Source organism: Microbacterium sp. KR10-403, from assembly GCF_040196215.1.
Classification (GTDB): Bacteria; Actinomycetota; Actinomycetes; order Actinomycetales; family Microbacteriaceae; genus Microbacterium.
Window position 1 is genome coordinate 462,926 of record NZ_JBEGDC010000002.1, and the last position, 25,502, is coordinate 488,427.

Annotated in this window: 21 protein-coding genes; 10 read left to right on the forward strand and 11 right to left on the reverse strand. The window is 70.6% G+C overall.

Annotation, left to right across the window (positions count from 1 at the left end; all coding sequences use genetic code 11):
• Positions 1-6: 6 nt before the first annotated feature.
• The 8 genes from ABMQ42_RS05795 to ABMQ42_RS05830 are packed head-to-tail and all read right to left on the reverse strand — an operon-like array spanning position 7 to position 10,093.
• Positions 7-726 carry a cupin domain-containing protein gene (locus ABMQ42_RS05795; protein WP_349721906.1) on the reverse strand — a complete coding sequence of 240 codons (720 nt, stop codon included), beginning with the start codon at positions 724-726 and terminating at the stop codon, positions 7-9.
• Positions 723-1,919: an MFS transporter gene (locus ABMQ42_RS05800; RefSeq protein WP_349721907.1), complete on the reverse strand. Its 1,197-nt coding sequence runs from the start codon at positions 1,917-1,919 to the stop codon at positions 723-725. Before ABMQ42_RS05800 ends, ABMQ42_RS05795 begins: the two co-directional genes overlap by 4 nt.
• Entirely contained in the window at positions 1,919-4,582 is a 2,664-nt protein-coding gene (acnA, locus tag ABMQ42_RS05805; protein ID WP_349721908.1) for an aconitate hydratase AcnA, read from the reverse strand. Before acnA ends, ABMQ42_RS05800 begins: the two co-directional genes overlap by 1 nt.
• Positions 4,575-4,898, reverse strand: coding sequence for a putative quinol monooxygenase (locus ABMQ42_RS05810; protein WP_349721909.1), 324 nt, complete (start codon positions 4,896-4,898; stop codon positions 4,575-4,577). Before ABMQ42_RS05810 ends, acnA begins: the two co-directional genes overlap by 8 nt.
• Complete coding sequence (locus ABMQ42_RS05815; protein WP_349721910.1) at positions 4,895-6,001, reverse strand: isocitrate/isopropylmalate dehydrogenase family protein; 1,107 nt, start codon at positions 5,999-6,001, stop codon at positions 4,895-4,897. The genes ABMQ42_RS05810 and ABMQ42_RS05815 overlap by 4 nt, the downstream gene beginning before the upstream one ends.
• Complete coding sequence (locus ABMQ42_RS05820; protein WP_349721911.1) at positions 5,998-7,125, reverse strand: ABC transporter ATP-binding protein; 1,128 nt, start codon at positions 7,123-7,125, stop codon at positions 5,998-6,000. The genes ABMQ42_RS05815 and ABMQ42_RS05820 overlap by 4 nt, the downstream gene beginning before the upstream one ends.
• Positions 7,118-8,881, reverse strand: coding sequence for an ABC transporter permease (locus tag ABMQ42_RS05825; RefSeq protein ID WP_349721912.1), 1,764 nt, complete (start codon positions 8,879-8,881; stop codon positions 7,118-7,120). The genes ABMQ42_RS05820 and ABMQ42_RS05825 overlap by 8 nt, the downstream gene beginning before the upstream one ends.
• Positions 8,882-8,917: 36 nt before the next feature.
• Positions 8,918-10,093, reverse strand: coding sequence for an ABC transporter substrate-binding protein (locus tag ABMQ42_RS05830; protein WP_349721913.1), 1,176 nt, complete (start codon positions 10,091-10,093; stop codon positions 8,918-8,920).
• A 238-nt stretch (positions 10,094-10,331) separates the two neighbouring features.
• Between ABMQ42_RS05830 and ABMQ42_RS05835 the strand changes: the two genes are divergently transcribed.
• The 6 genes from ABMQ42_RS05835 (at position 10,332) to ABMQ42_RS05860 (ending at position 15,943) form a co-directional block, all read left to right on the forward strand.
• Positions 10,332-11,003 carry a GntR family transcriptional regulator gene (locus tag ABMQ42_RS05835; RefSeq protein ID WP_349721914.1) on the forward strand — a complete coding sequence of 224 codons (672 nt, stop codon included), beginning with the start codon at positions 10,332-10,334 and terminating at the stop codon, positions 11,001-11,003.
• A gap of 34 nt (positions 11,004-11,037) precedes the next feature.
• Positions 11,038-11,505: a ribonuclease E activity regulator RraA gene (rraA, locus tag ABMQ42_RS05840; protein ID WP_349721915.1), complete on the forward strand. Its 468-nt coding sequence runs from the start codon at positions 11,038-11,040 to the stop codon at positions 11,503-11,505.
• Position 11,506: 1 nt separating this feature from the next.
• Positions 11,507-12,178, forward strand: coding sequence for an aspartate/glutamate racemase family protein (locus ABMQ42_RS05845; protein ID WP_349721916.1), 672 nt, complete (start codon positions 11,507-11,509; stop codon positions 12,176-12,178).
• Complete coding sequence (gene otnK / locus ABMQ42_RS05850; protein ID WP_349721917.1) at positions 12,175-13,434, forward strand: 3-oxo-tetronate kinase; 1,260 nt, start codon at positions 12,175-12,177, stop codon at positions 13,432-13,434. Before ABMQ42_RS05845 ends, otnK begins: the two co-directional genes overlap by 4 nt.
• Positions 13,431-14,123, forward strand: a complete 693-nt coding sequence (gene otnC, locus ABMQ42_RS05855; RefSeq protein ID WP_349721918.1) for a 3-oxo-tetronate 4-phosphate decarboxylase — start codon at positions 13,431-13,433, stop codon at positions 14,121-14,123. Before otnK ends, otnC begins: the two co-directional genes overlap by 4 nt.
• A gap of 170 nt (positions 14,124-14,293) precedes the next feature.
• Positions 14,294-15,943 (forward strand): thiamine pyrophosphate-binding protein, encoded by a 1,650-nt coding sequence (locus ABMQ42_RS05860; RefSeq protein WP_349721919.1) that lies wholly within the window; start codon positions 14,294-14,296, stop codon positions 15,941-15,943.
• Positions 15,944-15,949: 6 nt separating this feature from the next.
• Here ABMQ42_RS05860 and ABMQ42_RS05865 read toward each other — a convergent pair whose 3' ends face one another.
• Positions 15,950-16,369 carry a rhodanese-like domain-containing protein gene (locus ABMQ42_RS05865; RefSeq protein ID WP_349721920.1) on the reverse strand — a complete coding sequence of 140 codons (420 nt, stop codon included), beginning with the start codon at positions 16,367-16,369 and terminating at the stop codon, positions 15,950-15,952.
• Positions 16,370-16,532: 163 nt separating this feature from the next.
• Complete coding sequence (locus tag ABMQ42_RS05870; protein WP_349721921.1) at positions 16,533-18,419, reverse strand: FAD-dependent monooxygenase; 1,887 nt, start codon at positions 18,417-18,419, stop codon at positions 16,533-16,535.
• Between the two features lie 127 nt (positions 18,420-18,546).
• Between ABMQ42_RS05870 and ABMQ42_RS05875 the strand changes: the two genes are divergently transcribed.
• Complete coding sequence (locus ABMQ42_RS05875; protein WP_502884633.1) at positions 18,547-19,257, forward strand: IclR family transcriptional regulator; 711 nt, start codon at positions 18,547-18,549, stop codon at positions 19,255-19,257.
• A 164-nt stretch (positions 19,258-19,421) separates the two neighbouring features.
• Here ABMQ42_RS05875 and ABMQ42_RS05880 read toward each other — a convergent pair whose 3' ends face one another.
• Positions 19,422-20,846 carry an MFS transporter gene (locus tag ABMQ42_RS05880; protein ID WP_349721923.1) on the reverse strand — a complete coding sequence of 475 codons (1,425 nt, stop codon included), beginning with the start codon at positions 20,844-20,846 and terminating at the stop codon, positions 19,422-19,424.
• Positions 20,847-21,164: 318 nt separating this feature from the next.
• On the opposite strand from ABMQ42_RS05880, the gene ABMQ42_RS05885 reads away from it, so the two are divergent.
• The 3 genes from ABMQ42_RS05885 (at position 21,165) to ABMQ42_RS05895 (ending at position 25,493) form a co-directional block, all read left to right on the forward strand.
• Positions 21,165-23,141, forward strand: a complete 1,977-nt coding sequence (locus ABMQ42_RS05885; RefSeq protein WP_349721924.1) for a hypothetical protein — start codon at positions 21,165-21,167, stop codon at positions 23,139-23,141.
• Between the two features lie 194 nt (positions 23,142-23,335).
• Complete coding sequence (locus ABMQ42_RS05890) at positions 23,336-24,832, forward strand: fumarylacetoacetate hydrolase family protein (RefSeq protein WP_349721925.1); 1,497 nt, start codon at positions 23,336-23,338, stop codon at positions 24,830-24,832.
• Complete coding sequence (locus tag ABMQ42_RS05895; RefSeq protein WP_349721926.1) at positions 24,825-25,493, forward strand: GntR family transcriptional regulator; 669 nt, start codon at positions 24,825-24,827, stop codon at positions 25,491-25,493. Before ABMQ42_RS05890 ends, ABMQ42_RS05895 begins: the two co-directional genes overlap by 8 nt.
• Positions 25,494-25,502 lie beyond the last annotated feature (9 nt).

Genomic DNA, 25,502 nt, shown 5'->3' on the forward strand with positions numbered 1-25,502 from the left:
TCCTCCTCAGAACCCCTTGATGATGAGACGGTCGTGGGTGACCTCGGGGTCGCCCACGACGAGGTCGTGGATGAGTGCCCGCCACCGCGGGTACGCGGTGCCGGAACGGAAGCCCTCGAGATGGTCGCCCACGCTGTCCCACTCGATGCACACCAGGTACGTCGAGGGGTCCTCGAGCGAGCGCCGCACCTCGAAGGAGCGGCAGCCGCTCGCGTCCTGGAACAGCGCCGCAGCGTCGGTCGCGGCCGCCTCGAAGGCGGGTTCGGCGCCCGCTCGCACGCGCACACGCGCCGTCTCACGACAGGCACGGCCGTCGGCGACGGCGCCCGCCTCGCCGTCGACACGGCGGACCTCACCGGTCGCCGCCACGCGACGGGTCGCGTCGACCGACGCGTACGTCCAGAAGATGGCCATGGGCTCGGTCGTCGAGTCGTTCTCGAAGTGATGGGCGATGTTCGCCGGCACGAAGGTGGTGTCGCGCCGGCCCAGCCGCGTGCGCACCCCGTCGATGTCGACGATGGCGGTGCCCTCGATGATCATCACGCTCTCCACGCAGTTGTGACTGTGGTGGGCGATCGACGCGCCGGGGGCGAACTCGGTGGTGCCGTTGAGGAACGAGGTCGCCCCGATCTCGCGGGTGACGAGCGGGACGGTCCGTGCTCCGCCGCCGCGGTCGATACCGGGCAGATCGGCGGGCACGAGGACGCGCGGCGGCCAGACGGTCATGACGGCTCCTTCTCTGCGACGGCACCGGCCTCGGGATCCGAGGGCACCCCGAGTCCCGAAGCAGCGGCGACGAGCAGCATGATGCTGCTCGCCCCGAGGACGCCCGCCGCTCCCGCGGCGGCGGCGAGCACGCCCAGCGTGGCCGGCAGCACCGTCTGCCCGAGACGGTTCGCGGCGAGCCGCATCGACATCGCAAGGGCGCGGGTGCCGGGCGGGGCGATGAGCGAGATCCACGACATCGTGATGGGCTGGCAGATGCCGATCACGAAGCCGTAGCCGCAGGCGAACGCGATCAGCACGCCGGCCGGCAGATCGAAGACGAACGCGCCGAGCATGAGCGCCGACGCGAGGATGCTGCCCACCAGCAGCCAGCGCCGCCCGAAGGCGTGCGAGAGCACCCCGAGGAACAGCCGCGAGAACATCGAGAAGCCCGACCGGGCGACGAGCATCGCGCTGATCACTATCGCCGGCAGGCCCCGCTCCTGCCCGACCAGCGGGGCGTACGCGATGAAGATGTCGACCGAGGCGAGGACGAGACTGCCCGCGATCAGCGCGTTGGGCAGCCCCTTCGTCGACAGCACCCCGCGGGCCGCGCGCAGCATCCCCTGCCGTTCCGGCGAGAGAGCGCGTGCAGGGCTGCGGATCAGCAGCGAGACGATGAGCATGAGCGCCGCGCATCCCAGGCTCACCGCGAAGATGAGCCCGACCGGCGGCATCTGGGGTGTGCCGCCGGGCAGCACGAGCAGTGCGGGCCCCACGGTCTGCCCGAACGCGACGGCGAAGCCGTAGATGCCGAAGGTCGTGTCCGAGCGCCCCGCGGTGGAGATCGCGCCGACGTACGACTGCTCGCCGAGCACCGTGAACATCTGCCCGCAGCCCAGCAACACCGAGGCCGCGATCAGGAACGCCAGCGATCCGTGGCCCGCGACCGCGACCCCCGCGGCGGCCGCGACGGTGACCGCGCCGATCACCATGCCGCGTCGCTCGCCGATGAGGTCGACCACGCGCCCGGCGGGCAGGGCGAGGAACAGCGCGGGGAGCGCGTAGAACGCGGAGAGCACACCGAGCGCGGCCGGCGACGCACCGAGCCCGAGGGCCGCGTACGACAGCGACGGACGCATGCCGAAGATGATGATCTGCATGAGGGCGGCATGGATCAGCAGCAGCACCAGACCACGCCGCCCGGGAGCCATCAGCGGCTCTCCGTCGCGACACCCGCGCGCGCCCGCTGGTGGCGCAGCACGAACGTCATCACTCCGCCGTGCCGGTACAGCTCGCGCTCTCTCGGGGTGTCCAGGCGCACGTCGACGTCGAAGGCACGCCCGTCGGCGCGGATCGTCACCCGTTCGGCGGCGGGGTCGGCCAGTCCGACCACGTCGATCGTCTCGTCGCCGGCCAGTCCGAGCGACTCGGCGGTGTCGCCCGGACGGAACTGCAGGGGCAGAATGCCCATTCCGATGAGGTTCGCCCGGTGGATGCGCTCGAACGACTCGGCGAGCACGACCCGCACGCCCAGGAGGGCGGGGGCCTTCGCGGCCCAGTCGCGCGACGAGCCGGTGCCGTATTCCTTGCCCCCGATCACGACGAGCGGGACACCGGCGGCCCGGTAGTCCTGCGCGGCGTCGAAGATCGTCTGCTGCGCTCCGCCCGCGAGGAAGTTGCGCGTGTATCCGCCCTCGACGCCCGGCAGCAGCCGGTTGCGCAGGCGCACGTTGGCGAAGCAGCCGCGCATCATCACCTCGTGGTTGCCGCGTCGTGACGCGTAGGTGTTCAGCGCCGCCGGTGCGACGCCCTGCCCGGCGAGGTACCGGCCGGCCACCGATGCCGCCGGGATGGCGCCGGCGGGCGAGATGTGGTCGGTGGTGATCGAGTCGCCGAGCAGCGCGAGCACCCGCGCCCCGCGGATGTCGCCGGGCTCCTGGGCGTCGGCGCCCATTCCGTCGAAGAACGGGGGATGCCGGATGTAGGTGCTGCCCGGATCCCAGTCGAAGACCGCCCCGTTGGGCGCATCGAGCCCCTTCCAGCGCTCGTCCCCGGCGAAGACGTCGCGGTAGGCGGTGGCGAACATCTCCGGGCTCAGCGCCTGCTCGACGAGGCGCGCGACCTCGTCCTCGCCCGGCCAGAGATCGGCCATCCGCACCGGCCGGCCCGCGGCATCCACCCCCAGCGGCTCGGTCGCGAGGTCGATGTCCATGGTGCCGGCGAGCGCGTAGGCGATCACCAGCGGCGGGGAGGCGAGGTAGTTCATCCGCACGTCGGGGTTGATGCGTCCATCGAAGTTGCGGTTGCCCGAGAGCACGGCGGCCACCGCGATGCCCTCGGCGCGCACGGCGTCCTGCACCGCGGGGATGAGCGGCCCGGACGCCCCGATGCACGTCATGCAGCCGTAGCCCGCGGTGGTGAACCCGAGCGCATCCAGCGGAGCGGAGAGCCCCGCCCGGTCGAGGTAGTCGGTGACCACGAGCGATCCCGGTGAGAGCGTCGTCTTCACCCACGGCCTGCTGCGCAGGCCGGCGGCGACCGCGTTGCGCGCGAACAGCCCCGCCGCGATCATCACCGCAGGGTTCGAGGTGTTCGTGCACGAGGTGATCGCGGCGATCGCGACGGCCCCATGGCCGAGGTCGACCGGCCCGCCCGGCAGCCCGACGGTGAAGCGCTGCGCCGGGTCGGTCGGTCCGTCGGGCACCGCCGGCAGCAGATCGGGCAGCGTGCGGCGGTGCGACGCGCGCGCCTCGCTGAGCGGCACCCGGTCCTGCGGGCGGCGCGGCCCCGCCAGCGACGGCGTCACCGTGCCCAGGTCGAGCTCGATGACCTCGGTGTAGGCGGCCTCGTGCTCGGGCCGATGCCAGAGACCCTGCCGCTTCGCGTACGCCTCGACGAGCGCGACGCGCTCGGGCGGGCGCCCGGTGAAGCGCAGATAGCGGATCGTCTCGTCGTCGATCGGGAAGTAGATGCACGTCGCCCCCGACTCGGGGCTCATGTTCGCGATCGTCGCGCGGTCGGCCAGCGAGAGGTGCGAGACTCCCTCGCCGAAGAACTCGACGAACGACCCCACGACCCCGTGCGCGCGCAGCATCTGGGTGACCGTGAGCACGAGGTCGGTGGCGGTCACCGCCGGTGGCAGCGCACCTGTCAGACGGAAGCCGACGACGCGGGGCACCAGCATCCCGAACGTCTCCCCCAGCATCACCGCCTCGGCGTCGATGCCGCCGATGCCCCAGCCCAGCACGCCCAGCCCGTTGATCATCGTGGTGTGCGAGTCGGTGCCCAGGCATACGTCGGGGAACGCCCGGCCGTCCCGGACCTCGACGACCCGGCCCAGGCGCTCCAGATTGACCTGGTGCATGATGCCCGAGCCGGGCGGCACGACCTCGAAGCCGTCGAGCGCGCGCTGCCCCCACTTCAAGAAGCGGTAGCGCTCGGCGTTGCGCTCGTACTCGCGCTCCACATTGCGCTCGCGCGCGTCGGCGGTGCCGAAGAAGTCGGCGATCACCGAGTGGTCGACGACGAGCTCGGCCGGGATCGACGGGTTCACCGTCGTGGGGTCGCCGCCGAGCGCCGCCATCGCGTCGCGCATCGCGGCGAGGTCGACGAGCGCCGGCACGCCGTTCGTGTCGTGCAGGAACGCCCGCGTCGGAGTGAGCTCCATCGCCGTGCGGAACGACCCCGGCGACCCCCACCCGACCAGCGCCTCGAGCTGCTGCGCGGTGACCCGGTGCCCATCCTGGTTGCGCAGGACGTTCTCCAGCAGGATGCGGATCGAGTACGGCAGATGATCGGGCGCGATGCCGTCGATCGGTGTGATCCGGTACGCGCCGAACGTGGTGGTCAGCAGCTCCTCCTGCACCTCAGGCATCGGGCACGTCCTCGGCGAAGGCGGGGACCGCATACGTGTTGCGCCGCCCGCCCGGGACGACGCATCGCTCGCACAGCGCCGTCCAGGCCGGGTAGTGCGCGGCGGCGCGGTGACCGGTGAAGAAGGCGTCCTCGTCCGTGTACAGCTCGTACAGCACGAACCGGCTCGCGTCGTCGCGCTCGCGCAGCACGTCGAACCGCAGGCACCCCGGCTCGGCCCGGGTCGCGGCCGCGTTGGCGCGCAGCCCCGCTTCGAACTCGGCGAGCGCCTCGGGGCGGACGTCGATCGTCACCAGCACCGCGAACACGCCGTTCACCGCGCGGCGTCTGAGGCGAGCGAGGCCGTGTCGATGGTGGATGCCACGGCCGCCGCGAACCCGCTCGTCGAGGCCGTGCCACCCAGGTCTCCGGTGGCGACGCCGCCGGCCACCGTCTCGTTCACCGCCTGGTCGATGAGGCGCGCGGCGCGCACGAGGCGCTCGTCGTCGTGCCGGGCGCCGAGCCACTCGAGCATCATCGCCGCCGACAGGATCATCGCGATCGGATTGGCGATGTCGCGCCCAGCGATGTCGGGGGCCGACCCGTGAGCGGCCTGCGCCATCGCCTGGGTGAGCGAGCTGTTCACCGAGGGCGCGATCCCCAGCGAGCCGGCGAGCTCGCCCGACAGATCGGAGAGGATGTCGCCGAACATGTTCTCGGTCACGATGACGTCGAAATCGGGCGCGCGGCGCACCAGATGCACGGTCATCGCATCGATGTGGAAGTCGTCGATCCTGACCTCGGGGTACTCCTGACCGATCTCGCGGCACACGTCGCGGAACAGGCCCGTCGTCACCGCGAGCACGTTCGCCTTGTGCACGATCGTGACGTGCTTGCGGCGCTGCATGGCCAGTTCGAACGCCGCCCGCGCGATCTTCTCGGTCGCCTGGCGGGTGATGATGCCGTGCGCGATGGCCACGTCGGGCGTCGGCATGAACTCGCCGGTGCCCAGGTACGTGTTGCGGTCCGCGTAGAACCCTTCGGTGTTCTCGCGGACGATCACGAGGTCGGTGCCCGGCACGAGCGCCGGAGAGCCTGCGAACGACTTGGCCGGCCGGATGTTCGCGAACAGGCCCGCGTGCTTGCGGATCGTGCCGCTCGGGTTCAGCGTCGACTTGTGCGGCTCGGGGTACGAGACGCTGTCGTGCGGGCCGAGCATCCACGCCTCGAGGCCGTCGAGGGCCGCCAGCGTCTCGTCGGGCACCGCTGCCCCGTGCGTGTCGATGGCGCTGCGGCCCAGCGGCAGCTCGACCCAGTCGATCGGTGCGAGTCCCACGGCGCGGGCCGCGGCATCCACGCACCGCACGGCGGCGGGGACGATCTCGGGGCCGATGCCGTCGCCGGCGAGCAGGCCGATGCGGTACGTGTCGTGGGTTGTCATGCTGTCACCTTCATCAGATCGAGGGCTTCGGTTCCGGGTCCGGACTCGCCGGGGAAGACGTGCGCGTCGTCGGGCCCGAAGACCAGGCGCACCGCGCCGGTCAGCGACCCGTCGGGCGAGACCACCTGCACCGCGACGTCACCCAGGCGCAGGATGTACTCGTAGCGCGAGCCGACATACGCCGTGGTGACGACCTCGGTGTCGAGCACGTTGAGGTCGCGACTGCCCGGCTCGTCGACGACGATCGCCAGACGCTCGGGCCGCACGGCGACGGTCACCGGGGCCCCTGGCAGCCAGTCGGTGTCGGTCGCGACCGTGACCGTGGTGCCGGTGGCCTGCAGACGCACCTGCACGTGATCGGTCAGCATCTGCTCGACGGTGCCGAGCATGAAGTTGCAGCTGCCGACGAAGGCCGCCACCGCGGCGGTGGCCGGGTGCTCGTAGATGTCCTTCGGCGACCCGATCTGGGTCATCACTCCGTCGAACATGACGGCGATCCGATCGCTCAGGGTCAGCGCCTCGTCCTGGTCGTGCGTGACGTACAGGGTCGTGATCCCGAGGTCGGACTGCAGTCGCTTGAGCCACGCCCGCGCCTGCTCGCGCAGCTTGGCGTCGAGGTTGGAGAGCGGCTCGTCCAGCAGCAGCACGGTCGGCGAGTACACGAGGGCGCGCGCCAGCGCGACGCGCTGCTGCTGCCCACCCGACAGCTGATGCGGGTAGCGGTCCTCCAGATGGGCGAGGCCGACCTTGTCGAGGGCCTCGTGGATGCGCCGGTCGCGATCAGCGCGGTCGGCGTGCCGGATGTTCAACGGGAACGCGAGGTTCTTCTTGATCGTCATGTGCGGCCAGAGCGCGTACGACTGGAACACCATGCCGAGATTGCGCTCCTCGGTGGGCACGTAGATCCGCTTCGAACGGTCCACGAGCGCGCGGTCGCCGATCGCGATGGCGCCCTCGGTGGGGTCCTCGAGACCTGCGATGCAGTTGAGGGTCGTCGACTTGCCGCAGCCGCTGGGGCCGAGGAGCGTGAAGAACTCGCCGTCCTTCACGTCGAAGTCGATGTCGTGCAGGACCGAGACGTCTCCGAACGTCTTGGCCATATGGGAGACACGGATTTCAGGCATCCTTCTTCTCTTTCATGAGGAGGTTCGCGAGACCGACGACGACGGCGGTGATCGCGATCTGAATGGTGGCGAGGGCGGCGACCGAGCCGGTGTTGCCCTGCACCCAGAGCTCGAGCATCGTGGTGCCGATGACGTTCGAGTCCGCGGACGACAGGAACAGCGCGGCCGAGTACTCCTTGAGCATCGTGACGAACACGAGCAGCATGGCCCCCGCGAACGCGGGCACGAGCAGCTTGCGCAGGATCCGCACGAATACGCCGACCCAGTCGGCGCCGACCACGCGCCCGGCGTTGTCGAGCTCGGTCGCTATCTGCATGAGCGCCGGCGAGATCGACCCGAACGCCGTCGGCAGCGCACGGAGACCGAACGCGATGATGACGGCCGTCAGCGTGCCCTGGATGAGATTGCCGCCGGGCATGATCGCGAAGGCCCAGAAGAATCCGATGCCGACGATGATCCCGGGGATCGCCTGCGGCGCGAGAGCGAGGTACTCCACGGCCCGCGCGAAGCGGAACGTCGATCTCTTGGCCACCACGACCGCGATCATCGCGAGGGCACTGACCAGGATCGCGCCGATGACCGCGATGATCACGCTGTTCCAGATCGACTGGATGTACGACTGGTAGGTGAACACGGTCTGGTAGTTCTGCAGCGTCAGGGTCTTGAACGGGCTCTGCAGCGGCGTGAAGATCAGCGTGAAGGACCGCAGCACGAGGCCGAGGATCGGGAGCGCGGCGCCGAAGACCACGTAGATGACGATGAGCGCCGTCGCGATCCACTTGAGCCAGCCCAGGTCGAGCTTGCGGGGCCGGGTCGCCTTGCCGCGCACCGACACGAAGCGCTGCGAGTTCTTCAGCACCTTCGCCTGGAGCGCGACCGTCGCGATCGTGACGCACAGGATGATGGTCGACGCCGACGCGAGGACGCCGTAGTCGGGATGGATGGACTGCAGCCCGTGCGTATAGAGGAACGTCGAGAACACCTCGATGCGCACCGGCGTGCCGTACAGCAGCGGAACGCTGAGGGTCTCAATCGACATGCTGAAGATCAGCACCGACGCGTAGACGATCGGCGGCCGCAGCAGCGGGACGATGATCCGGAAAAGGATGCGCAGCGGGCCCGATCCGCACACCTGCGCGGCGCTCTCCAGCGACGCGTCGGACTGCCGCAGGGCGTTGGCGCAGAAGACGTAGGCGATGGGAGCGAGGCCGACGGCCTCGGTCAGCGCCATGCCTGGGATCGAGTACAGGTTCCACGGCACGAAGCCGATCCACCGCTGCACCTCGACGCTGATGAAGCCGGCGGGGCCGTAGAGGGCGATCCAGCCGAAGCCCAGCAGCAGCGACGAGACGAAGAACGGCCATTGCATCGAGCCCGCCAGGATCCGCCCGAACGGCAGCTTCGTGCGGACCACGAGCACGGCCATCGGAATGGCGAACAGCAGCGTCAGGAAGGTGGTCAACACCGCGAAGATCGCCGTGTTGAGGATCACCTGGCCGAAGCCCGCCTCGGTGAACAGCTTCACGTACGCGTCGAACGAGAAGACACCGGTCGCGTCGTACAGCGGCTTGCTGCGCACGGATTGGTAGAGGATCGGGGCGATCGGGGCCACCACGAACAGCGCGACGATGACGAGCACCGCGTACTGCACGAGGCGGTCCCGCCCGACGCCGAAGACCCGGGGGTACTTCGGCGCCGGGAAGCCCGCCGTCCGATCTGACGCCGCCGTGTCGCGGGCGTTTGTCAGAGTTGTCATGACGTCAGTTCCGTTTCGGGATGTCGGTGACCGGGGTCACTTGCCGAGCAGGCCGTTCCACTTGTCGGTGAAGGCCTTCACGTCGGCGTCCGCGGTGATCTCGTACGGCACGCGGATGATGGCGTCCTCACCCGCCTTGTCGACGATCTCCTGGTAGGTGTGCCGCCCCTCGACCTGCTTGACGCTGTCGCGGTATGCGGTCAGTCCGCCCTCGGCGACCGCGTTCTGGCCCTCCTCCGAGAGCACGAAGTCGAGGAAGAGCTTCGCCGTGTTCGCGTGCGGCGCCTTCGGCGCGATGCCGATGCCGCGGCCGAGCACCACGGTGCCGTCCTTGGGGAAGATGAACTTGAAGATGCCCGAGGCCTTCTCCTCCTGCGGGAACGCCACGGCGCTGGAGATGAAGAAGCCGGCGAGGTACTCCCCCGAGGTGATCTTGTCGATCTGCGTGCCCGACGAGGTCTCGGGGCGGGCGGACGGCAGGATCTTCTCGAGCGTGGTCCACGCGTCGGGGTCTCCGTCCACGAATCCCTTCGAGACGGTGAAACCGAACGACCCGCTGACGTCACGCGTGGTGATCTTGTTCTTGAACTTCGCGGGGTCTGCCTGCACGAGCTTGGCGAGGTCGGCGACGCTGGTCAGGTCGCTGCCCAGCAGCGAGGAGTTGTACGCGAGGCCCACCGGGTCCATCGACATGGCGGCGACGCCGGGCATCAGCTGCGCGTAGTCGGGCAGCTTCGCCATCTCGGGCGAGGTGTAGTCCAGCACGCGATCGGGCTCGCTGGCGTACTTCGCCCAGGCCTGCACAGCGTTGGTCACGAGGATGTCGGCCGGGGCGTTGCCCGTCGACATCTCGCTGAGCTGCTTCTGGAAGACCTCGTCGCTGTCGAGGTTGTTCGCCGAGATCTTCGTGACGAACGGATACTTCTTCTGGAAGTCGCGGAAGATCGGCGCCCAGTTCTCCTGGTCGGTGTTCGAGTAGATCGTCAGCTCGCCGCCCTCCTTCTTGGCGGCGTCGACGATGGTGCCGTAGTCCGACGGGTAGTAGCTCGGCCACGTGCCCTGCTCGATCTTGTTCACCGGCGCCTTCGAGCCGGAATCTCCGGAGCATGCGCTCAGCGAGGCTGCGAGCCCGAAGACCGCCACCGAGGCGACGGCGAGCGTGGACCAGCGGCGCACGCGGTTCGGCTGTGACGAACGCGACAGACGGTTCATGGTTTCACTCCCTTGTGATGCACGGTCGGGGCGACGGTCACCGCCCCGGAACGCGAACAGACTACGGTTATAACTAAACCTCGTCAACAGCCTCCAGAGTTTCGTGTATTTTCCGCTACTTTCGTGCGTTTTGCTCACGACCCCCGGGAAATCAACGATCTTGAGCACTCACTCGTTATAACCAAGCTCCATCGTATGTTATAACGGAGGAACAACTTCTCCCGACGATGGGCCCCCGATGAGCGCACTCACCTCCGACTACTCGGTCAAGAGCGACTTCGCGTACGCGGTCGTGCGCGACCGCATCCTGACGCATGAGTACCCTCCGGGGGGCACCTTCAACCAGGCGAGCCTGGCCCTCGAACTCGGCATCAGCACGACCCCGCTGCGCGAGGCCCTGCGCAAGCTGCAGTCCGAGGGCCTGGTCGAACTGGGCGCGCATCGGGATGCCGTCGTGACCCGCCTCAGCGTCGAAGAGGCCCGCGATCTGCTCGAGATGCGCCTGGCCCTCGATCCGCTGGCGGCGGGCCTCGCGGCCGAGCGCCGCACCCGCGACGACATCGCCGCGATCCGCGCCGCCGCCGACATCCACGCCCTCCCCGGTCATCCCTCGATCGATCAGCTCGTCCGGCACCGCCGGTTCCACCAGGCGATCTACCGTGCGTCGCACAACGACGTGCTCGTCTCGACGCTCGATTCCCTGTGGGACAAGTCCGACCGCTATCGCCTGGCGGGTCTGCGGCGCGATCGCAGCGACGACGAGCTCCATCAGAAGGACGCCGAGCACCACCGCATGATGATGTGCGTCATCGCCGGCGACACCGCCGGCGCCACCGAGGTGATGCGGCTGCACATCGAATCCAGCCTCGCGGTGACCGCTGCGCAGCTGCTCAGTGACGACGATGCATGAGACGACGAGACCCGAACCGACGAAGGGGAACGACATGACGACATCCACGGCCGATCTGTGGGACGAGCGCGGAGCCGAGCTGGCCTCTCTGACCACCCAGTTCCGCGACTTCGGGGCGCAGCCCCGTTTCTCGGGTCCCGCCCGCACGGTGCGCTGCCTGGAAGACAACGTGGTCCTCGCGAATCTGCTCGAGACGCCCGGCGACGGTGCGGTGCTGGTCGTCGACGGCGCGGGGTCGCTCAGCTGCGCGCTGATGGGCGACCGCATCGCGGGGCTCGCTGTCGCCAACGGATGGAACGGCGTGATCATCAACGGTGCGGTGCGCGACAGCGTTGCTCTGGTCGCGCTGCCGATCGGCATCAAGGCGCTGGGCACGAACCCGCGCAAGAGCGGCAAGGGCGGCGTGGGCGAACTCGACGTCGAGGTGCGCATCGGCGGTGCGGCCATCCGGCCGGGGGCGATGGTGCACGCCGACGAAGACGGCGTCGTCGTCGAGCTCTGACATGACCGCGTCGGCACCCCAGATCGCCCTCGTGGGCGCCGTGGCGGCCGCCGCGCCGCCGGCGCAGGCCGCCTTCTCCACGGCGTTCCCCGAGGCGCGCACCTGGAACATCCTCGACGACCGCCTCATCGCCGACGCGCTCGACGCGGGCGGCGTGACCGACGAGCTGGCCGGTGACATGGCGTCGCTCATCGACTACGCGGTGTCGCGCGGCGCCGACGGCGTCCTGCTGACGTGCTCGATGTACGGCCCGGTCGCGCACGCCGCGGCGGCGCGCCTGCCCGTGCCGGTGCTGGCCTCCGACGACGCCGCGTTCGCCGACGCCGCCCACGGCGGCTTCTCGCGCATCGCCCTGGTGGCCTCGCTGCCGCTGCCCCTCGCCGATGCCCGCACGCGGTTCGACGCCTTCCTCGCCGAGCGCGGCGTACGTCTCGACATCGTCGACGTGCTGGCCGAGAGGGCTGCGGAAGTGAGGGGGGATGCCGCGGCCCTGACCGCTGCCGTCGAGGCCGCCGTCCGCGGCATCCCGAACCTCGATGCCGTACTGCTCGCGCAGTACTCCGTCTCGCCGGCCGCCGAAGCGCTGGGCGAACGGCTGGGGATCCCGGTGCTCGCCGGCCCCGTCCGCGCCGCCGCGCGGCTGCGCGAAGCACTGCTGCCGGAGGCATCGTGATCGGAGCGATCGCCGACGACCTCACCGGGGCGACCGACATCGCCGCCGCCTTCCGCTCGGCAGGGCTCCGTGTCGGGCTGTACTTCGACGGCATCGACGCCGACGCCGACGTCGCGGGACTCGACGCTGCGGTGGTGGGCCTCAAGACCCGTACCGTGCCCGCGGCCGATGCCGTCGCACAGTCGTCGCGGGCGGCCCGGGCGCTGCGCGCACACGGCTGCGGCCAGATCTACTTCAAGTTCTGCTCGACGTTCGACTCGTCGCCGGCCGGCAACATCGGGCCGGTGTCCGACGCCCTCGCCGACGACCTCTCGGCCGGACCGGTCGTGTTCGCCCCGACCACGCCGGTGCAGCGTCGCACGGTCTACCAGGGGCACCTCTTCGTCGGCGACATGCTGCTCTCGAACTCGCCGATGCGCGACCACCCGCTCACCCCGATGACCGACCCCGATCTGCGGCGTGTGCTGCAGGCGCAGACGGCACGGCGCGTGGGGTCGATCCCGCTGCAGACCGTCCGCGAGGGCGGGTCAGCAGTCGCCGCCGAGCTGGCCAGGCTCGATGCGCTCGGCATCGACGATGTGATCGTGGACGCCGTGGACGACCGCGACCTCGACGCGATCGCCGCCGCCGTGCGCACGAGCCCGCTCGTCACCGGCGCCGCCGGACTCGCCTGCGCGCTGGGCCGCGCGCATGCCTCCGCCGCGACGAGGGCCGACGACGATCTCGACACCGACGCGCGGCTGAGCACCGCCCGCACCGTCGCCGCGCTCGCCGGCAGCTGCTCGGCGCGCACCCGCGAGCAGGTCGCCCGCTGGCGGGAGTCGCGGCCGGCGTTCTGGCTCGACCCGGTGGCCACGCCCGACAGTGCCGCGCTCGCCGACGGCGCGCTGGCCTGGTTCGACGCGGTGCCCGACGGCGGCGCGCTGATCTACTCCACCACCGACCCTGAGACGCTCCACCGCGCTCAGGCCGCGCTCGGCACCGCGCGCGCCGCCCAGATCGTCGAGACGGCTCTCGGACTCGTCGCGGTCGGCCTCGTGCGCCGAGGCGTCGATCGGCTGATCGTGGCGGGCGGCGAGACGTCGGGCGAGGTCGTGCGCGCACTCGGCATCGGCCAGGGCCGGGTCGGAGCCGAGGCGGCCCCCGGCGTGCCGTGGATCTTCACCGATGCGCCCGCTCCTCTCGCCGTGCTGCTGAAGTCGGGCAACTACGGCGACGCCGATCTGCTGGTGCGGGCCGCCCAGGTGCAGCCATGAGCACGGATCCGATGAGCCCGGACCCGACGAGCCCGGACCCGATGAGCCCGGATCCGATGGGCGAAGAAGACGCGATCCGCCACACGCTCGTCGCGGCCGCGCACGCCGCGTTCGCCCGCGGCCTCACGCACGGGTCCACCGGCAACATCAGCGTGCGGGTCGGGGACCGTGTGCTCATGACACCGACCGGCGTGAGCCTGGGCACGGTCGCCCCCGACCACTTGTCGGTGGTCGACCTGTCCGGCCGGCACCTCGGCGGCCCGCCGCCCACGAAGGAGTCGTTCCTGCACCTCGCGATGCTGCGCGCACGGCCCGGCGCCGGCGCGATCGTGCACACGCATTCCACGCACGCGGCCGCCGTGTCGTGCCTGGCCGATCTGGACCCGGCCGACGCGCTGCCGCCGTACACGGCCTACTACGCGATGCGTGTGGGCACCATGCCGCTGATCCCCTACTTCCCGCCCGGCGACCGCGGCCTCGGCGACGCGGCGGAGCAGCTCGCGCGCGACCATCGCGCGCTGCTGCTGGCCAATCACGGGCCGATCGTGGCGGCCGCGGGGATCGGAGCGGCGATGGACGCCGCGGAGGAGATCGAGGAGAACGCCCGCCTCTTCTTCCTCCTCGCCGGCCACCGCACCCGCCCGCTTTCGCCGGAACAGGTGGCCGCGCTGGCGCCGATCGGGCACTGACCGCGACGTCAGACCGTCCCCGGCGCCGATATACTCGCACTGTCCGGCCGGCCCGCGCGATCGCGCGGCCCACGCCCGGCCGGTGCTCGAAAAAGGGGCACGAAGCGCGCGACGCCGCGGGCGAGACACATACGGATCCTGAAATCTCCGTGTCTCGAAAGGCCTTCGCCATGCCCACCGTCTCCGCCCACGTCGCCGCGACCCTCGCCCGCCACATCGACCACGTCTTCGGGGTGATGGGCAACGGCAACGCCTACTTCCTGGATGCACTCGAGCACCAGACCGAAGCGACCTACACGGCCGTGCGCCATGAGGCCGGCGGGGTCGTCGCCGCCGACGCGCACTTCCGTGCCTCGGGCCGCATCGCGGCCGCCACCGCGACCTACGGCGCCGGCTTCACGAACACCCTCACGGCCCTCGCCGAGGCGGTGCAGGCACACGTGCCGCTCGTGCTCGTCGTCGGCGACGAGCCGACGAGCGGCCCGCGCCCCTGGGACGTCGACCAGATCGCGATGGCCTCAGCGGTCGGCGCCCGCACTTACACCGTCGGACGGTCGGATGCCGCGGCCACGACCGTCATCGCGATCGAGCACGCTCTCGCCTACCGGGTCCCGACAGTGCTCGCGATCCCCTACGACGTCGCCGCCCTCGAGGCGGGTCCCGTGCCGGCGGCCCCCGAGCCGGTGCTGCCCGCTCCCCTGCGACCCTCGCCGTTCGCCGCCGCCGAGATCCGAGCGCTCGCGCGGACGCTCGCCGGGGCCGAGCGACCCTTCCTGCTCGCGGGTCGCGGGGCGTGGCTGGCCGGCGCCGGTGAGGCGCTCGGTGTTCTCGCCGAGCGGACCGGCGCGGTCACGGCATCCACCGCCCTCGGCCGGGGCGTCTTCCCCGACGCGCGCTACGACCTGGGCGTGACCGGCGGCTTCGGCGCCGACGGCGCGATGGCCCTCGTGCGCGAGGCCGATGTCGCCGTCGTGTTCGGGGCATCCCTCAACCAGTTCACGATGCGGTTCGGCGACCTGTTCGCGCCGGGCACGCGCGTCGTGCAGGTCGACACCGCGCCGACCGCCACGCATCCGCACGTGGGCACGTTCATCCGCGGCGATGCGGCGGTCGTGGCATCCACCCTCGTCGACGAGCTCGACGCGCTCGGTGCCGCACCCAGCGGATGGCGCGAGCAGATCGACCTCGCGGCGCTCACGACGCGCGAGAGCGGCGACGATCTCGCCGCCGACGGACGCCTCGACCCCCGCTCGGTGGCCCGCCGCATCGGCGAGCTGCTGCCGGAGGACCGGGTCGTCGTCTCCGACGGCGGGCACTTCATCGGCTGGGCGAACATGTACTGGCCGGTCGCCGCACCCGACCGCATGATGATGGTCGGCACGGCGTTCCAGTCGATCGGGCTGGGCTTCCCGTCGGTGGCGGGCGCCGCAGCCGCGAAGCCCGACTCGACGGTCGTGCTCACCACCGGCGACGGCGGTGGGCTCATGGCGGTCGCCGACCTCGAGACCGCCGTGCGCACGGCCGGCGGGCGGGGCATGGCCGTCGTCTGGAACGACGGCGCCTACGGCGCCGAGATCAACCTCTACGGGCTGAAGGGGCTGGCCACCGGTCCCATGCTGATCCCCGACGTCGACTTCGCCGGCCTCGCGAGCGCACTGGGCGCCGAGGGCGTCGTGGTGCGGGAACTCGCCGATCTCGACCGGCTGGCCGCGTGGGCCGCACGACCGGCGGCCGAGCGCCCCTTCCTGCTGCTGGACTGTCGCGTCTCACCGCACGTGATCGCGCCGTACCAGCAGGAGGTCATCCGCGTGAACTCGTGACCTCGGTCACCCTGCCGGCACCGTCAGCGGGTCGGGCGCGCGGCGCGTGCGCCCGTCATCCGTGACGACGGCCAAGCCCTCGCGCGCCCAGTACTCGAAGCCGCCGATCATCTCGCGCACGCGCGTGTAGCCGAGGCGGGCGAGGGTCAGCGCGCCGCGCGTGGCGCCGTTGCAGGCGGGACCCCAGCAGTACACGACGATCTCGGTGTCGAGCGCCGGAGCGACCTCGGCGATGCGGTCGGGCAACTGCGGGTGGGGAATGTGCACGGCCCCGGGAATGCGTCCTTGGCCCCAGGAGGCGGCGTCGCGCACGTCGATCACCACAGGTGCGGCACCCGCGGCGCGGGCTGCCGCCAGGTCGGAGGGGTCGGTCTCGAAGGCGAGCTTGGCCGCGAAGAAGTCGGCGGCAGAGAGGGGCGGTGTCATGCCCCCAGCCAACCGCAGCACGTGCCGTCAGCAGAAGGGTCGACCCCACCGCGAGACCGGGGATTCCCCGCGAGCCACAGGGCGACGCCCTCGGTCTCACGGAGAATCCCCGGTCTCGACGAATGCGCGGTGCGCACACGCACCGGCGCCGACACGAGCCGGGTCAGGATGCCGCGGGCACCATGTTCTGCGCGAAGAAGGCCGCGAGCTCGTCGGTGGCCTGCAGCGGCAGCACCGCGGCCACATACTGGTCGGGGCGCACGACGACCACGACGCCGTCACGCGAAAGCCCGCGCTCGGCGAAGATGTCGGTGCCGGAGCCTCCGGCGTAGACCTTCTCCCAGTTCATGAGCCCGAGCGAGCCGCAGCGCGGGCGGAAGACCTCGGGCGCGGCCAGCGCGTCGATCTCCTCGAACGACTGCGGGTAGACGACCTTCACGTCGAAGACGGCGTCCTCATCCGCCCCGGCCGGCGTGTACCGCACGATCGGCGAATCGGGCGAGCTCTGCATCCACTCCGCCCAGTCGGAGAGCGCCGAGGCCTCACCCTGCGCCGCCGCGTCGGCGAACGCGTAGACGCGCCAACGTCCGTCGGCGAGGTGATGGTGGCCGAGGTGCTCGATGTTGCCGTCGGCGACGCGCACGACCTCGGCCGACTTGAACCGCTTGCCGATCGGGAATCCCACCGCGAGGTCCTGGTGCGCAGCATCCCCCGTGATCATCGACGGGGTGTACTGGGTCATGAATCCCGACGGGAACTCGCTGGTGGCCATGTAGAAGTTCGCCAGCTCCTGCGGGTCGTCGATCTCCTCGGGCTTGCGGGCCATCAGCGACGACCACTGCCGGTCGAAGTCGATGAGCTGCTGGGCGACCGGCTGCCGCTCGGCCGAGTACGTCGACAGCAGCGACTCGGGGCTGCGGCCGGTCAGGACAGACCCGAGCTTCCAGCCCAGGTTGAAGCCGTCCTGCATCGACACGTTCATGCCCTGACCCGCTTTGGCCGAGTGCGTGTGGCAGGCGTCGCCCATGAGGAACACGTGCGGCGCGTGATCGGCGTCGACGTCCACGTCGTCGAACTTGTCGGTGACCCGGTGGCCGACCTCGTAGACGCTGTACCAGGCGGCCTGCTTCACCTCGAGCGTGTACGGGTGCAGGATCTCGTTGGCCTTGGCGACGGTCGTCTCCAGCGGCGTCTGGCGCACCTGGTGATGGTCGTCCTCGGGCACCTCGCCGAGGTCGACGTACACGCGGCACAGGTACCCGCCCTCACGCGGGATGTGCAGGATGTTGCCGGCCTCGGAGTTGATCGCGCACTTGGTGCGCCAGTCGGGGAAGTCGGTCTCGACCGTCACGTCCATGACGCCCCAGGCGTGGGCGGCGAACTTGCCGATGTGCTTGCGGCCGATCGACTCGCGCACCTGGCTGCGGGCGCCGTCGGCGCCGCCGACGTACTTCGCGCGGATCGTGCGCTCCTCGCCCTCGCGCGCGCCCGCGACGTAGCGCAGCTTCACCTCGACGGGGTACTCCCCCGTCTCGTGCACGGTCAGGTCCACGAACTCGATGCCGAAATCGGGCGTGATGCGGCCGGGGCCGCGAACCGCTGCCTCGGCGAAGTAGTCGAGCACGCGCGCCTGGTTCACGATCAGGTGCGGGAACTCGCTGATGTCCTTGGCATAGTCGGCCTGCCGGGTGGTGCGGATGATGTTCTCGGGATGCTGCGGGTCGGGCGTCCAGTAGTTCATCCAGGCGATGTTGTATGCCTCGGCGACGATGTGCGGACCGAAGCCGAACGCCTGGAACGTCTCGACGCTGCGGGGCTGGATGCCGTCGGCCTGCCCCAGTGCGAGGCGCCCGTCGCGCCGCTCGATCATGCGCGTCGTGACGGTCGGGAACTGCGACATCTGGGCGGCCAGGAGCATTCCCGCGGGACCCGAGCCGACGATGAGCACGTCGACCTCGTCGGGCAGATCGGCAGGGCGGTCGATGCCGGTGCCGGCGGCGGGGAGCACGCGAGGCTCGCCGGAGACGTAACCGTTGTGATGGAACTGCATGGATTCTCCTCGGCGTTGAGGGTGTCGCCGCTGACATCGGTGTTCTATATTGGAACGCGACACTCTACTATTGAACACGATCGTATACGAACGGCGGGCATCGGGCAAGACCCGCGATCGGAGGAGCATGGCCGGCACCACCACGGACGCCCCCGCCAGCCAGACGCTGAGCCGCGGCATCCGCATTCTCGAGATCCTCAGCGACGCGGGCGAGCCCCTCGCGATCGACGAGGTCGCGCACCGTCTCGGCGTGCACCGCTCGGTCGCCTACCGTCTGGTGCGCACCCTCGAGCACCACGGGCTGACCTCGCGCACCGACGCCGGACGCATCGAGCTCGGCGCACGCCTTGCGGCCCTTGCCGCCGGGGTCGCGCGCGACCTGCAGTCCGAGGCCCTGCCCGAGCTCACCGCCGTCGCCAACGACGTCGGGCTCACCTGCTTCCTCGTGGTGCTCGACCGCGACGAGTGCGTGACCCTGACCAGCATCGAGCCCCGGCACGCCGGGGCATCGGTCGCGCAGCGACCCGGGTCGCGGCATCCCCTCGGCATCGGCGCACCGGGCCGCGCGGTGCTGAGCCTGCTCCCCCGCGCGCAGTGGCCCGACACGATCACCCCGCAGATCGAGCAGCAGCTGCGCACGGCCGAGGCCGTCGGCTACATGGTCAGCAACGACGAGGTCATCCCGCACCTGCACGCGGTCGCGGTGCCGCTGCCGCTGCGCGGCCACGCGCCCGCGGCGATCGCCGTGGTGTCGCTGGGCGACCAGCGCCGCGCGGCCGATCTCGCGGCGCGCCTGCAGCAGGCGGCCGACGCGATCCGCACCTCGATCGGCGGCTGAGCGCCGCCCCGCGCGCTCCCCGGTGAGACCGCATCTGACGGACGAGGCAGCGGTTGCTTCCCGCACTCTCACCCACCCGTTGCAGTCTCACGGCTCGGGAAGGGTGAGGGGCGGGATGCCGCGGCCGGCCCGGCCCGCGGCATCCCGCCCCTTCACCTCTCGCGTCAGGCGCGCTTCATGCCGTAGATCTGCCCGCGGGCCTGCTCTTCCTCGTGCTCGGGGTCGAGTGGGATGCCCGTGCGGTCACGCAGCAGCAGCGTCGCGATGAACGCCAGGACGACGACACCCGCCAGATACCAAGTGATGCCCATCGTCGACCCGGTCGCCTGGAAGATCGCCTGCGCGATCAGCGGCGAGAACGCGCCGCCGAGCACAGCGCCCAGTGCGTACGAGATCGACACCCCCGAGAACCGGATCGAGGCCGGGAACAGCTCGGCGTACAGCGCCGCCTGCGGTCCATAGGTGAGCCCCAGCCCGACGGTGAGGATCACGAGCGCCGCCAGCAGCGACCAGAGCGTGCCGATGTTGGTCAGCGGGAACAGCAGGAAGACCCCGATGAACAGCGAGATCCAACCGACGATGTAGGTGTTGCGGCGGCCGATCTTGTCGGAGAGCCATCCGCCGAACCAGGTGAACACGAGCCAGGTCACTCCCGACACGGCGACGATCCAGAAGACGGGGCCCGGGTCGAGCTGGAGCGGACCCTTGGGGTCGGTCGCGTAGTGCTGCACGTAGCCGCCGGTGGTCATGTAGCCGACGGCGTTGTTGCCCGCGAAGACGAGGGCTGCGACGACGACGAGCAGCAGGTGGTGACGCAGCAGCTTCACGATGGGCATGCGCGTCTCGGCCTTGCGCTCGGCGATCTCCTCGAACACCGGGCTCTCTTCGACGCGACGACGGACCCAGTAGCCGACGCCGATCAGCACGATCGACAGCAGGAACGGGATGCGCCAGCCCCACTGCCCGAAGGCCGTGTCGGCGAGCGGGATGTCGCTGCCCGCGGGCACGCCCGGGAAGATCGCCTCGACGACCGCGAGCACCATCGAGGCCAGCAGCAGACCGATCGGCACGCCGATCTGCGGCGACGCGCCGAACAGGCCGCGCTTCTTCTTCGGAGCGTGTTCGACGGCCATCAGGACCGCGCCGCCCCACTCGCCGCCGGCGGAGATGCCCTGCACGACGCGGAGGAAGATGAGCAGGATCGGCGCCCACACCCCGATCGCCGCGTGCGTGGGCAGCAGGCCGACGAGGGTCGTGGCCGCACCCATGAGCAGCAGGGTGAGCACGAGCATCGGCCGGCGGCCGATCTTGTCGCCGAAGTGCCCGGCCAGGAACGCGCCGAGAGGCCGGAAGAGGAAGCTGACTCCGACGCTGAAGAACGAGACGATCTGCGCGAACTCCTCGCCCATCGGCTCGAAGAACAGTGCGGCGAACACGGTGGCGGCCGCGAACGCATAGATGAAGAAGTCGTACCACTCGACGGTGGTGCCGATGACGGTGGCGAAGACGACTCTGCGACGATCTGCCGGCGACGCGATCGTGCCGGTGGGGGTCAGGCCCGGGGACTGATCCGGTGAGGGTGCACTCATTGGAGACTCCTGTGTCTGGTGGGACCACTTTGTCCTACAGGTGGAGAAACACCGCCCATAGTAACAGGATTATATACGATTTCAGATACAACGCAAGGGCCGCGACCTCCTTCGCCGCGCCCGCGATGCCCGCGGCATCCCCTCCCCTACAGCTCTCGCGGTCAGCGTGCCGGCTCTTCCTGCCACGAACCGGGTATCCGCCGCGGCGATCCCTCGCATCGGCCCGCATCCCTTCCTGCCGCTGCGCCGCGGTTGATTGACTCCCACCCGCACGGGCGACGACGCCCGTGCGCGGATCAAAGGAGACATGTGATCGTCATGACACGCACCGAACAGCCCTTCGCCGCGGCATCCCCCGCCGCGCCCGCATCCTTCCTCCGGCGCCCGCGCACGGCCGCGACGCTCGCCGGCGTGCTGGCCCTCGGCCTGTGCGCGCCGGCGATGGCGGCGCAGGCCGCTCCCCTGACGGCCACGCACCGGCACGCCGTGACGAAGGTCGTGGCCGCGGGAACGACCTGGACCGTCGAGCAGACCACCACCCTGTCGAAGCTCGTCGTCGAGGACGGCGCCCAGGTCGTGGCCCCCGACGGCAAGAGCATCACGCTCACCGTCGACGGCGTCGAGACCGGGCAGAAGCTCGTGACCACCGCGGGCGTCGACACCGCGATCCAGCCGGGTACATATCGCGGCGACGTCGTGCTGACGATCGCGACGGCGACTTCGACCGAGTGGTTCGGCACCGTCTTCCCGCTCCGGCAGGCGCTGTACGTGGACGACGGCGTGGTCGCCGACAAGTCGGCGACGGCGGCGGTGAAGGGCGGGAAGGTGACGGATGCCGCGGCCCGCGGCATCCACCTGCTGTCCACCGGTGAGGACTTCAACGGCGTCTGGGCCGCGGGCGGCGACTACACGATCGCGGACGCGGTCGTGCGCATGACCGGCAACGGCCGCTACGACTTCGCCGGCGCGGGCGCCTCGATCGTCGGTACCGGCGACGACACCCGCCTCGTCGTCGACCACGCCGACATCAGGAACACCGGCGCCGTGCGCACCGCCGTGATCGCGACCGACGGCGCGAACGTGATCGTGAAGGACTCGACGATCGCCACGCACGACGGCACGCTGCCCAGCGACTTCACGCCCACGCTCTTCCCGGGGCAGATGCGCACCGCGCCGTGGATGCTGGGCGTGACCGGCAATGTGCGCGCGACCAACCTCGTCGGGCCGAACACGACGGCGACGTACATCGACTCGTCCGTGTACTCGACCGGGTGGGGCGTGCTCTCGACCGACTCGACGCAGAACGGCAAGCTCACCGCGATCAACACCAAGGTCAAGACCGGCTCGACCGGGTACGGCACCTATGCCGACGGGCAGACCGTGCTCGACCGGTTCCTCGGCACGAGCTTCGACGTGGCCGACTACGGCGCGATCTCGACCGGGGGCACCATCGAGTTCGGCGACTCGACCCGCTCGGCGGTGGCGGCGCTCGATGACGAGCTCGACCTCGGCCTGACCGCGCGCGAGCTGCGCGCGATCCGCACGCAGCGCACGACCATCGACTCCGACCGGTTCGGCGTCATGTGGCACGGCGGCGGGCAGCCGAACATCGACGCGGGCACGGTCAGCATCGACGGCGGCACGCAGATCCGCACCGGCGAGACGACGTTCGTCGACAAGGGCCTGCAGGTCGTGGTGAACGTCGACGGGTCCGACGGCGCGAGCCTGAAGACCGGCAACGGCGTGCTGTTCCAGCTCATGGAGAGCGACGACCCGGGCCCCGTCATGGTCGACGGTGCGCTGGTCAACAAGGGCGTGTACCACGAGCCGACCGCCGCGATCGAGAAGAACGCGTCGTTCGACACGACGGTCGCGCACGAGACCGATGCGGTCACGAACTTCTCCGACATCGCGCTGCGCGGCGACTTCTACAACGGCATGCGCGACGGGCGCAACCTCGTCGTGAACCTCGACCACTCCTCGTTGCGCGGCGTGGTCAGCTCGTCGACGACCAAGCACGCGATCGACACGATCACCGACGCCGACTGGAAGCAGATCAGCGAGGTCACCAACACCGTGAGCCCGGCGGTCAACAACGGCGCGATCCTGGCGCTCACCGACGGCGCGAGCTGGACCCCGACCGGCACGTCGTACCTGACGAGCCTGTCGATCGACGCAACCTCGCACGTGGCGGCCGCGCGCGGCCGGCACCTGACGGTCACCGTCGACGGTGTGCCCACGACGCTGCGGGCCGGACACACCTACACCGGCCAGATCACGGTGCAGGTGCGCTGAGCCGCGGCATCCCTCTCCCCCTCGCCGCCCCGGCGAGAGTACATCTGACGGACGAGAGTGCGGGTATTCCCCGTGCTCTCGTCCGTCCGTTGTTCTCTCGCGACCAGAGCGACGCGAAGGAGCGGGCGAATGCCCCTTGCCAAGTCGTCTGGGATTGTATACGATTTCAGATATCTCACCAGGCGAGGGAGCTCATGAGCACTGACAGTACACCGACGACGGATGCCGCAGACCCGCGTTTCGCCGGCCTTCCGGGCCGACCGGGCAAGATCGTCGCGATCCACCTGAGCTACGCGTCGCGTGCTGACCAGCGGGGCCGGCGCCCGGCATCCCCCTCGTACTTCTTCAAGCCGTCGAGCTCGGTCTCGGCCACCGGCGCGCAGATCGAGCGCCCCGCGGGCACCGAGCTGCTCGCCTTCGAGGGCGAGATCGCCCTCGTCATCGGCACCCCCGCGCGCCGCGTGCCGCTCGCGCAGGCCTGGGACCACGTCGCCTACGTCACCGCCGCGAACGACTTCGGCGTGTACGACCTGCGGGCGAACGACAAGGGATCGAACGTGCGGTCCAAGGGCGGCGACGGCTACACGCCGATCGGCGCGCACCTCATCGACGCCCGCACGGTCGACCCGTCGGCGCTGCGCCTGCGCACCTGGGTCAACGGCGCGCTCGCGCAGGACGACACGACCGGCGGCCTCATCTTCCCGCTCGCGCAGTTCGTCGCCGACCTCTCGCAGCACTTCACGCTCGAGCCCGGCGACGTGATCCTCACCGGCACACCCGCCGGCTCGTCGGTGGTCGTGCCCGGCGACGTCGTCGAGGTGGAGGTGGATGCCCCCTCCGCCGCGGGCGCGCCGAGCTCGGGGCGTCTTGTGACCACCGTGGTGCAGGGCGCGCACGGCTTCGACGCCGCGCTCGGCTCACTGCCCGCCGCCGACGACGCGCAGCGCGAGGACGCCTGGGGCTCCCGCGAGGCGGCCGGCCTCGCACCGGCGTTCACGCTGACGCCCGAGCTGCGGGCGAAGCTCGAGAAGGCCCCGGTCGCCGGCCTGTCCGCGCAGCTGCGCAAACGCGGGCTGAACACCGTGCTCATCGACGGGCTGCAGCCCATGCACCCCGAGGCCAAGCTGATCGGCACCGCGAAGACGCTGCGCTTCGTCCCCGGCCGCGAAGACCTGTTCACGGCCCACGGCGGCGGCTACAACCCGCAGAAGCAGGCCTTCGACGCGGTGAAGGAGGGCGAGGTCATCGTCATCGAGGCCCGCGGAGACGCCACCGCCGGCACGCTCGGCGACGTGCTCGCGATCCGCGCGAACGCCGCGGGCGCCGCGGGGATCGTCACCGACGGCGCCGTCCGCGACTACGACGCGGTCTCGGCCGTCGGCCTGCCGGTCTTCTCGAAGGGCTCGCACCCCGCCGTCCTCGGCCGGCGTCATGTCGCCTGGGACCGCGATCTGACCATCGGCTGCGGCGGCGCGACCGTGCAGCCGGGCGATGTGATCGTCGGCGACGGCGACGGCGTCATCGTGATCCCACCGGCGCTGGTCGAAGAGGTCGTGGACGCCACCCTCGCCCAGGAGGACAAGGATGCCTGGATCGCCGACCGGGTCGCCGAGGGCAACCGCATCGAGGGCCTGTTCCCGATGAACGCCGAGTGGGCACGGCGCTATGCGCAGGAGACCGAGCATGAGTGACACCGCGATCGCCAGCAAGTCCGAGCGCGCGTACGACTACATCCACGAGCGCATCACGCGCCACCAGTACTCCCCCGGGTACCGGCTGGTGCTCGGCACCATCGCCGACGAGCTCGACATGAGCGTCGTGCCCGTGCGCGAGGCCATCCGCCGCCTCGAGGCCGAGGGATACGTCACGTTCGAGCGCAATGTCGGCGCGCGCGTCGCGGTGCCCGACGAGAGCGAGTACGTCAACACCATGGAGGTGCTGAGCCTCGTCGAGGGATCCGCGATCTCTTCCGCCGCGCCGCTGCTGACCGGCAGTGATCTGGCCGAGGCCCGGCAGGTGAACACGCAGATGCGGCAGCTCATCGAGCACTTCGACCCGCACGAGTTCACGCGCCTGAACCAGCGCTTCCACACGATCCTGTTCGAGCGCTGCCCCAACCCGCACCTGCTCGAGCTCGTGCACCGCGGCTGGCGGCGCCTGCCCGGCGTGCGCGACTCGACCTTCACGTTCATCCCCGAGCGCGCCGGCCATTCGGTCGACGAGCACGACGAGATCGTGCGGCTCATCGAAGACGGCGCCGACCCGCTCGAGATCGAGCTGGCCGCGCGCAACCACCGCCTGCGGACCCTGGACCAGTTCCTCGAGGCCCGCCACCCCGACACCCACCACTAGGGAGAACCC